Genomic DNA, 9,475 nt, shown 5'->3' on the forward strand with positions numbered 1-9,475 from the left:
CATGGCAAACAAGCCCAAGAAGCAACAGTATTAATTGACACCACCGTACAAGAAAAAAACATCACTTACCCCACCGATGCCAAACTTGCCATTAAAATCATCAATCGCCTTAACAAGCTAGCAAAGCGTCATGGCATTCAACAACGCAGAACCTATGTTAAAGAAGTTAAAAACTGCCGCTTAGCCATTCGTCACTTCCGCCATGTTAAAAAGCGTGCCAAGGCTAAAAAAGCCTTAACCCGCCTAAGAACTATTGCCAACAAACTCATCAGAGAATTGCAACGCAAACTTCACACACACAGCCTGTTTGAAACTTATCAAAAAGATTTTTTGTTTTACCAACAAGTATTAGCACAACAACCCAAAGATAAGAACAAGATCTATTCATTGCACGAGCCTGATGTGTATGTCATTGCCAAAGGCAAAGACCACAAACAATACGAGTATGGCAATAAAGTCTCAATCGTCTCAACCAAAGACACAAACATCATTGTTGGCGTGGCCAGTCATGATAAAAATATTCACGACTCAAAAACCTTAAATGTTGCCATAAGCCATGCTAATAGCAACAGAAACAAACCCATCAAACAAGCGGTATGCGACCGAGGCTATGTTGGTGCAAAGGTAGTGCTCGGTGCAAACATCATTTTGCCTAAAAAAGCCCTTAAGCGAGACAATCGTTATCAACAAGACAAAAAGCGCAAACTGTGTAAAAGACGCGCAGCGATTGAGCCGATTATCGGACATCTTAAATCAGATTTTAGACTCTCTAGAAACCTACTCAAAGGGCAAGTTGGTGATGAGATTAATGTTTTAATGGCTGCCTGTGCTTGGAATTTGAGAAAATGGCTGGTGATAGCCACTATTTTTTTGTTTTGGCAAAAACTGGGTTTATTTTTTGTAAAATACCTAAGGTTTTTTGTGGTGCTGGATAAAAAGCAGTTTTGTTGATTTAGATGGTTGGAAAAATGGGGGGGTTGGTTTGGTTTGGGGTGGTTTTTAAGGGGCGACTAATTATATCGCCATTCGATTTGATGAAAAACACCGTGCTATAAAAATTAGAAAAAGAATTAAAGATGCCAAAACAAACCTTACCAGAAGTGGTAAAAATAAAATCAGCAGTGCCAAAACTCAACCGCCCTTTGAAAACGCAAATATGCCCATGATCAAGGCAAAAATTAACAAGCAAAAAGTCATTGAGTTTTGGAAAAACCCTACAAGGTCTAAATATGATTTAGATTTGCCTTATGACGGCATGCTATCTAATTGCATACATTTGCATGCTCAAAGGAAAGTCTAAAAATCAATTAATTTCTAAAAAAGCACAAGCCATTGCACTTGATAACACGAATGCATTAACGCCAAATTCCATAGAATGGTGGGCATGGATTGAACAAAAGTATTCAAGAAAAGTCATCAAGAGTGACAAAAATGAATATACAAATATAGGATTTTTTGGCGCTAGTAAAGAGTATGTTTATCAAACTTGGGTGGATGAATTGGGAGCGATAAATGAAAAGGCTTTGGTGAAATCATCTGAAGAGGATAGCTGGAATATGGATTGTAATTGCACTGATTAAAAAGGTGTAATAAATACAGCATAGACACAGTGTTTGATTTAATTGTACAAAGAAGTACAAAGAACACAAATCAAAGGGTAAATTGAGATGGATTTATCTGTAGATACAAAATAATGCCTGTGATACTGACCAAAGCCTTACTATTGAGCAATATATTTATCGCGCTATTGCCACTAATCTTGAGAGCTTAAATGCCAGTGAGAGTATCCATTTTTATAATCAGCATGCTGATGATAGTGAGAACCGTATTAAAGCATTTAAGCCGTTGCTATCTTGATTTAAACGAACAACAAAACAAACCCTACCTAAACAAAGGAGGCTTAAGCACATCTGAAAAACCCAAATAATCCAAAATATCGAATAATTTGTGCTAATCTTATCAACTTGGGAATATTGTCTGTATTTTTATGGATGCAAGACTTGAATGGGGGTAATTATCAGAAGTCTACTTTCTACCCACTTGGCAGAAGTCTACTTTCNTAATGATGTTGATTATAGTTATAAAGTGGATTATGAATACGAGGGGATGTGATTGTCTTTTGTGTTTTCACCCAATGGGTGAAGCGGTTTTTTGGTTGAAATCATTATACCAGTTGGGGTTTGTGCGTTTTTTTGATTTCTATTTTTGGATTAGGGAAGTGCTGTTTTGTGTATTTCATCAATTGTGCTGGAGCTTTGTAGGGTGCCCTATAGGGAACAGAGCGCTAATGACGACAAAGGTAAAATAAAAAAACTTTATTGTCATAATTCTGTCATATTTACTTATTAAACTTCACTCATTATTTGAGACCTTTGCATAAATAGGAGCAATCATCAGAAACTCACTTTTCACCCACTTGGTGATTTTTTCAGCGACACCTAGTAGCCTTTAGGCGGGTAAACCTAGCCTTAGTCCTGCTAGGATAAGGTTTAAGGAAATCACCAATTGGGCAAAAATTGGGTTTTTCCAATCATCCCTATTTATGCAAAGGTCTCTATTTAATAAAAACGGTAAAAATAACAATCTTATCGTTGAAAATTTAGGGTAAATCCTAATACTTTATCAAAGGTAAAATTAACCAACTATATGCATATGATAAGTTTTATATTTAAGCAATTAACATGAGCTTTGGTGCTATACTTACTGCGCTCATGGCGTTGCTACTTCTAGGATATTACACTGGAAGGAAGCGCTCAATCAGCTTGTCTGATAGGCGTAATCAGCGTCTGCATTCATTGCCACAACACTATGGCTATTTGATTGCATTTTGGAGTAGTGTCCCTGCATTATTAATTTTATTATTTTGGTCTGTTTTAGAGTCATCTGTTATTAATTCTGCGATTGTTGCCCAGCTACCAGCGCAGCTACAGCAGTTATCAGCAGATGAGCTTGAGTTGTTTATTAATGAGATTATTAATTTATCTCACTCGGGGGTTGCTATAGGTGATGATGTCAAACGCCATGCAGTCTTTTATTATAACGCGTTAATTGAGTTTAGTGATTGGGTTAAATCAGTCATCGTTTTCGTTTTGGCATTTATAGGTATGTTTATCGCATTAGCTTTCGTTAAACCAGAAATGAAAGCGCGCAATTTGGTTGAGAGGTTAATACGCTGGTTTATGATTGGTTGTGCCTCAATTGCAGTTTTGACAACTATTGGTATTATATTTTCAGTGATATTTGAGTCTATTATTTTCTTTAAAGCTGTTAATGTGTTTGATTTTTTGTTCGGTACTCACTGGAGTCCACAAGAGGCTATTCGCGAAGACCAAGTCGGCGGCTCTGGTAGTTTTGGTGCCTTGCCTTTATTTATTGGAACTTTATTAATTTCGTTTGTTGCCCTAGTGATTGCCGTACCTTTGGGGCTTATGTCGGCTATATACCTGTCAGAATATTCGTCGCCTAGATTTAGGTTGTTTGCCAAGCCAGTTTTAGAAATGCTAGCTGGCATTCCAACGGTTGTTTATGGTTTTTTTGCTGCGATAACAGTGGCCCCTTTTATTCGTGATTTGGGTGAGTCGCTTGGTTTGAGCTTGTCATCTGAAAGTGCATTGGCAGCGGGCATCGTAATGGGGGTAATGATTATTCCATTTGTATCTTCACTCTCAGATGATGTTATCTCTGCTGTGCCACAAGCAATGCGCGATGGCTCATATGCAATGGGCGCTACCAAATCTGAGACTATCAAGCAAGTGATTATTCCTGCAGCGCTTCCTGGTATTGTTAGTGGCGTGTTGTTAGCGGCTTCTCGTGCAATTGGTGAGACGATGATTGTGGTTATGGCAGCAGGTTTATCAGCGAATTTAACATTCAACCCCTTAGAGGCAGTGACGACAGTTACAGTGCAAATGGTAGCCTTATTAACAGGTGACCAAGAGTTTGATAGTACAAAAACGCTTGCAGCATTTGCGTTGGGACTGGGGTTATTCTTAACCACATTGGTGCTTAATATTATCTCATTGTATGTAGTGCGTAAATATCGAGAACAATATGATTAGTAACACAAAAAAAATAAAAAATAAATTAGCCAAACGCTATGCAAAGGAAAAGCGTTTTCAAATTTATGGGTTGGGCGCTATTGTTATTAGTATTGCATTTTTGTTGTCATTATTAATAAATATCTCAACAACAGGGTTTCCAGCTTTTCAACAAACTTATATTAATATTGATGTTGATATAGACAGTAAATTGCTCAACTTAGACGGCAAATATAGTGAACAAGCGCTATTTAGTGCGAATTATAGAAAAGTTATTAACCAGTCACTAAAAACACTGTTTCCCGGTGTTGAGGATAGGAGGCAAAAAAGAGCGCTTAGACAATTAATTAGCAAAAGTGCAAGGTATCAGCTTAGAGATTTTGTTATGAATAATCCCGATACTATTAACACCAAACAATCTGTATGGTTTTTAGCTAGAGACGATGTTGATGTATTTATGAAAGGGGGTATTGATAGATCTTTGCCAGAATCAGACCGCAGACTCAAGAATTTTCAACTGGTTTGGATTGATAAATTATTGACTGAAAATCGCCTTGAAAAACGATTTAACATCAACTTTTTTACCCAAGGAGATTCTAGAGAGCCTGAACAAGCAGGCATTAAAGGTGCAATGATTGGCTCATTGTTGACAATGCTGGTAACTGTGCTTTTGTCTTTTCCAATTGGTGTTTCAGCGGCTATATATCTTGAAGAATTTGCACCAAAAAACAATAGATGGGTAGATATTATTGAGATTAATATTAATAATTTGGCCGCTGTGCCTTCCATTGTTTTTGGACTGTTAGGATTGGCAGTGTTTATTGGCTTTTTTGGGGTTCCGAGGTCAATTCCATTGATTGGAGGCTTGGTGTTAACATTAATGACGCTCCCTACTATTATTATCTCTTCTAGAGCGGCATTAAAGGCTGTCCCCCCGTCTATCCGTGAGGCAGCATTAGGTTTGGGTGCATCACGCGTACAAACCACCTTTCATCATGTTGTCCCAGCTGCCATGCCTGGCATACTAACAGGCACCATTATTGGCATGGCACAAGCATTGGGCGAAACTGCGCCACTGTTAATGATTGGCATGGTTGCCTTTATTGCAGATGTGCCCCAAGGTATTACAGACCCATCTACGGTGCTTCCAGTGCAAATATACTTATGGTCTGATTCACCAGAACGCGCATTTACAGAGAGAACTTCAGCGGCTATCATGGTGTTGTTAGGGTTCTTAATCGTTATGAACTTGTTGGCGGTAATAATGCGTAGAAAATTTGAAAAGAAACAGTAGAATAAAATGATGATAAATACACACAAGCGTGAAGAATTTGATATAGAGATTAACCAGACTGTTGGCAAGCCTTTTATCAAGGATGCAAAATTTTCTACGCGTAATGTTGATGTTTTTTATGGTGAAAAACAAGCCATATTTGATGCAAATATAGATATTGGTAAAAATCAGATTATTGCTATGATTGGCCCGTCTGGATGTGGAAAATCCACCTTTTTACGATGCCTTAATCGTATGAACGACACCATTCAAGATTGCCATATAAATGGTGATATTAGGTTAGATGGTGAAGATATTTATCAAAAGCAACAAGACCCTGTTTTATTGCGTGCACGGGTCGGAATGGTTTTTCAAAAACCAAATCCTTTCCCAAAATCTATTTATGACAATGTTGCCTATGGGGCAAAACTACACGGATTAGCAAGTAGCAAGATTGAGCTTGATGAGTTGGTCGAAAAAAGCTTAACTCGAGCAGGTCTTTTTAAAGAGGTTAAAGACTCATTGCACAAACCTGGCACTGGACTTTCTGGCGGCCAACAGCAACGATTATGTATTGCTAGAACTATTGCCATTGACCCAGAAGTTATTTTGATGGATGAACCAACTTCCGCACTTGACCCAATTGCGACCGCTGTTATTGAAGAGTTGATGATTAGTTTAAGTAAGAAATACACCATTGCAATAGTCACGCACTCTATGCAGCAGGCAGCCAGAGTATCACAAAGAACCGCTTACTTTCATTTGGGGTATTTGGTTGAGGTGAATGACACAAATACCGTGTTTACCAACCCAGAACATCAATTGACTGAAAACTATATCACCGGTAGGTTTGGATAATAATTAGGAGGCTATTCATGGAAACACAACAACATATTTCACGACAGTACAATCAAGAATTAGAGAGTGTTAAAAGTAAAGTTCTGAAGATGGGCGGGATGGTTGAAGACCAAGTAGAAAAGTCCATTAGCGCACTGATTGAGCAAGATAGTGAGCTGGCAAAAGAGGTTGCAGAATCAGATTATAAAATTAATAAAATTGAAGTTGAGATTGATGAAAGTTGTGCCCAACTCATTGCTAAAAGACAACCTGCTGCTGGGGACCTTAGGCTTATTATTGCAATTATTAAGGTCATTACAGACCTTGAGCGTATTGGCGATGAAGCGGAAAAAATTGGCCGTTACACCCAAAAACTAACCTCTATGAAAGATGAGGTTAATATGTACGCTGAACTCTCTAGACTGGGGGATAAGGTCATTACTATTTTACGAGATGCACTTGATGCATTTGCTCGTATGGATGTAGAACAAGCGATTAGAATAGCTGGAACCGATAGACAAATTGATGAAGAGTTTGAGCGAGTTTCCAGAATATTGGTCACACATATGATGGAAAACCCTCGCAATATTAAGACTATGTTGCATGTTATTTGGTGTGCAAGGGCCTTAGAGCGAATCGGCGACCACGCTCAGAATGTTTGTGAGTATGTGGTTTACTTGGTTAAAGGTCAGGATGTTCGCCATATGGAATTAGAGTAGGGAAATCGCATGAACAATGATATGTTTACAATCTTAATTGTTGAGGATGATAAAGCGATAATAGAAATGCTTAGTATATCTCTTCAAGCTAAACACTACCACATACTCAAGGCTAATACAGGCGCTCAAGCAATAAGCCTATTGGGTGATAATGATGTAGATTTGGTGTTGCTTGATTGGATGTTGCCAGATGTTGATGGCACTCAGCTAATTGGCAAAATCAGAAAATTTGAGGGTTTTCAGTATTTACCAATCATGATGTTAACAGCAAAATCTAATGAAGAAGACAAAGTGAAAGGGTTTGATATGGGTGCCGATGACTATATGACTAAACCAGTATTGTTAAAAGAGCTGGATGCGCGTATTCGTTCTTTATTGCGCAGGTCACAAGGGCTTACTGCTAGTGATGAGTTAATTGTTGACAATATTATTATTAACCCAGTGCAACAATTATTAACCATCGGTGGCAAGGCTATTACTATTGGCTCGACTGAGTTTCGATTGTTGCACTTTTTGATGAAAAATAAAAACAGGGTGTTTAATCGCTCTCAGTTACTTGATGGGGTTTGGGGAAGGTTTGTTGCCATAGATGAGCGTACTGTTGATGTTCATATTTTAAGACTGAGAAAAATATTAAAACCTTATGAGGCAGATAACTACATCCAAACTGTGCGCAATATGGGCTATCGATTTAGCATTAATACAACATCATGAAACCCTCTATTTTGTCTATTGAAAAGTGGCGTATAGCGATTGTTATATTTATAATACTGATTGGTGGTTTATTAACAGATGCTTGGCTAATAAGTATAGCATTAAGTTTATTTGGCTATATTGTTTGGATGTATTACAAGATTTATCAGTTCTACACTTGGATAATTAACGGAACCAGTCAAAGTAATGTGCCAGATAGTGATGGAATATGGGACAAGATTAACTATAAAGTACTACAAGACAAAAATAAAAGTAGCGATAGAAAAAAGCGCATGAATGCTTTGTTAAAACGCTCACAAAGTATTTTAAAAGGGTTTCCTTATGCTGCTATTGTGCTTAATCAAAACAATGAGGTTGATTGGAGTAATAGCAAATCCAGTGTTTTATTAAATATTGTCAAAAATGATAGAGGGCAGCGTATTAACAATTTAATTCGCTCCCCTAAGTTGTACAAGTTATTGAGTGCCAATGAAGATGGCAGTGAGATTGAAATAGAGTCTCCTAAAGATTCGTCCACACAGTTGGTGTTAAAAATTATTGCAATTGGCGCTGATTCAAAATTGTTAATCGCACGCGATATAACACAAAGAAACAAAACATTAGAAATGCGCAAAAGTTTCATTTCCAACGCATCTCATGAATTACGCACACCACTAACGGTAATCTCAGGTTATCTGGAAATGATCAAAGAAGATAAAAATTTACCAAAATCATTGTCCAACCCGATTGACACTTCCTACGAACAAACTAAACGAATGCAAAATATCATTGAAGATTTGTTGACACTTTCACGCTTAGAAAGTACCGATGATATTCAAGATATTAGCACAAGCATAAATATGGAAAAAGTTATCAATCATGTGTGTCAAGATTTAAATCAAGCGGTGACGATAGAGATTAATACCGATGAGGTGATAGTTGGCGTTGAAACAGAGATTATTAGTTTGTGTACCAACCTAATACAAAATGCAATATTTTATACCCCAAAGGGGACAAAAATCATCGTCAGGTGGCATGCGGATGGCAGCAACAAGTTATGTCTTGATGTCCAAGATTTTGGTAAAGGAATTCCAAATAAGCATTTAGCGCATTTAACAGAAAGGTTTTATCGGGTTGATAAAGGCAGATCTAAAGAGCAAGGCGGTACAGGTTTAGGGTTGGCCATTGTTAGCCATATTGCCCAGAGACATAATGCAGTATTAACTATTGATAGCAAAGTAGGTAGTGGATCAACATTTAAAGTTTGTTTCTTGGTCAGCAATTGATGAAACTCTCACTAAGAGAGACCTTTGCATAAATAGAAATAATCATCATAAACCCACTTTTCACCCACTTGGCGATTTTTCTAGCGACACCCAGCAGTCCTCTAGGAGGGTAAACTCAGCCTTAACCTTGGTTAGAACAAGGTTTAAAGAAATCACCAATTGGGCAAAAATTGACTTTTGCCAATCATCCCTATTTATGCAAAGGCCTCAAATAACAAATAATTCAACATACCAACTCAATGGAATTTTTTAGGGCTAAAATAAAACTTTTTAAAAAAACCAATCCAAAACACCAAGTGCACACACTCAAAAAGCCTTTCACCCTGTTGTTAATCCTCAGCCACTTAAGCGCTTTTGTATTAAGTGAGACTTTTGCATAACTCATAATTCTCCACCCTAATTTTAATTTTTAGATTTTTTCAAAACTACCTGTATTTTTTCATAAAGTCCAAAAAAACCTTATTTTCCCAGCTGTTTATTGCTTTATTTCCCTATTTTTAGTCCTCTCCCACTCATTGGGCGTAACAATCCCCTAGACTTCGCATTTGTTTAAAAATATTCATCCCAGTTTTAAGATTGTGACTCATGGCAATAAGTTGCGCTCTAGTTTTGTTTCTTTCTAATCCAAGG

The 9,475-nt window shown here is 37.5% G+C and carries 8 protein-coding genes; all 8 read left to right on the top strand.

All coding sequences use genetic code 11. The annotated features are described in order from the left end of the window. A partial coding sequence (locus BHECKSOX2_RS05260; RefSeq protein WP_180323676.1) for a transposase occupies positions 1-951 on the top strand: 951 nt, incomplete at its 5' end. Between the two features lie 329 nt (positions 952-1,280). Next, positions 1,281-1,580, top strand: coding sequence for a hypothetical protein (locus tag BHECKSOX2_RS05265; protein WP_139682760.1), 300 nt, complete (start codon positions 1,281-1,283; stop codon positions 1,578-1,580). A 1,101-nt stretch (positions 1,581-2,681) separates the two neighbouring features. After that, complete coding sequence (pstC, locus tag BHECKSOX2_RS05270; RefSeq protein ID WP_139682761.1) at positions 2,682-4,058, top strand: phosphate ABC transporter permease subunit PstC; 1,377 nt, start codon at positions 2,682-2,684, stop codon at positions 4,056-4,058. Continuing rightward, positions 4,051-5,331 (top strand): phosphate ABC transporter permease PstA, encoded by a 1,281-nt coding sequence (gene pstA, locus BHECKSOX2_RS05275; protein WP_139682762.1) that lies wholly within the window; start codon positions 4,051-4,053, stop codon positions 5,329-5,331. The genes pstC and pstA overlap by 8 nt, the downstream gene beginning before the upstream one ends. Positions 5,332-5,337: 6 nt before the next feature. Continuing rightward, positions 5,338-6,168, top strand: a complete 831-nt coding sequence (gene pstB, locus BHECKSOX2_RS05280) for a phosphate ABC transporter ATP-binding protein PstB (protein WP_139682763.1) — start codon at positions 5,338-5,340, stop codon at positions 6,166-6,168. A 17-nt stretch (positions 6,169-6,185) separates the two neighbouring features. Continuing rightward, positions 6,186-6,866 (top strand): phosphate signaling complex protein PhoU, encoded by a 681-nt coding sequence (gene phoU / locus BHECKSOX2_RS05285; protein WP_139682764.1) that lies wholly within the window; start codon positions 6,186-6,188, stop codon positions 6,864-6,866. A 9-nt stretch (positions 6,867-6,875) separates the two neighbouring features. Beyond that, a complete protein-coding gene (locus BHECKSOX2_RS05290; RefSeq protein ID WP_245391324.1) occupies positions 6,876-7,580 on the top strand; it encodes a response regulator in 705 nt (234 codons plus the stop codon). Beyond that, on the top strand, positions 7,577-8,845 hold the full coding sequence (phoR, locus tag BHECKSOX2_RS05295) for a phosphate regulon sensor histidine kinase PhoR (RefSeq protein WP_139682765.1): 1,269 nt from the start codon (positions 7,577-7,579) through the stop codon (positions 8,843-8,845). The genes BHECKSOX2_RS05290 and phoR overlap by 4 nt, the downstream gene beginning before the upstream one ends. The last annotated feature ends 630 nt before the right edge of the window (positions 8,846-9,475 follow it).

It is taken from the genome of thiotrophic endosymbiont of Bathymodiolus puteoserpentis (Logatchev), assembly GCF_900127505.1.
GTDB lineage: Bacteria > Pseudomonadota > Gammaproteobacteria > PS1 > Pseudothioglobaceae > Thiodubiliella.

Coding starts and splice junctions, on each gene's coding strand:
- BHECKSOX2_RS05265 (WP_139682760.1), top strand. CDS start 1,281: ATGCTCAAAGGAAAGTCTAAAAATCAATTAATTTCTAAAAAAGCACAA.
- pstC (WP_139682761.1), top strand. CDS start 2,682: ATGAGCTTTGGTGCTATACTTACTGCGCTCATGGCGTTGCTACTTCTA.
- BHECKSOX2_RS05290 (WP_245391324.1), top strand. CDS start 6,876: ATGAACAATGATATGTTTACAATCTTAATTGTTGAGGATGATAAAGCG.
- pstA (WP_139682762.1), top strand. CDS start 4,051: ATGATTAGTAACACAAAAAAAATAAAAAATAAATTAGCCAAACGCTAT.
- phoR (WP_139682765.1), top strand. CDS start 7,577: ATGAAACCCTCTATTTTGTCTATTGAAAAGTGGCGTATAGCGATTGTT.
- phoU (WP_139682764.1), top strand. CDS start 6,186: ATGGAAACACAACAACATATTTCACGACAGTACAATCAAGAATTAGAG.
- pstB (WP_139682763.1), top strand. CDS start 5,338: ATGATGATAAATACACACAAGCGTGAAGAATTTGATATAGAGATTAAC.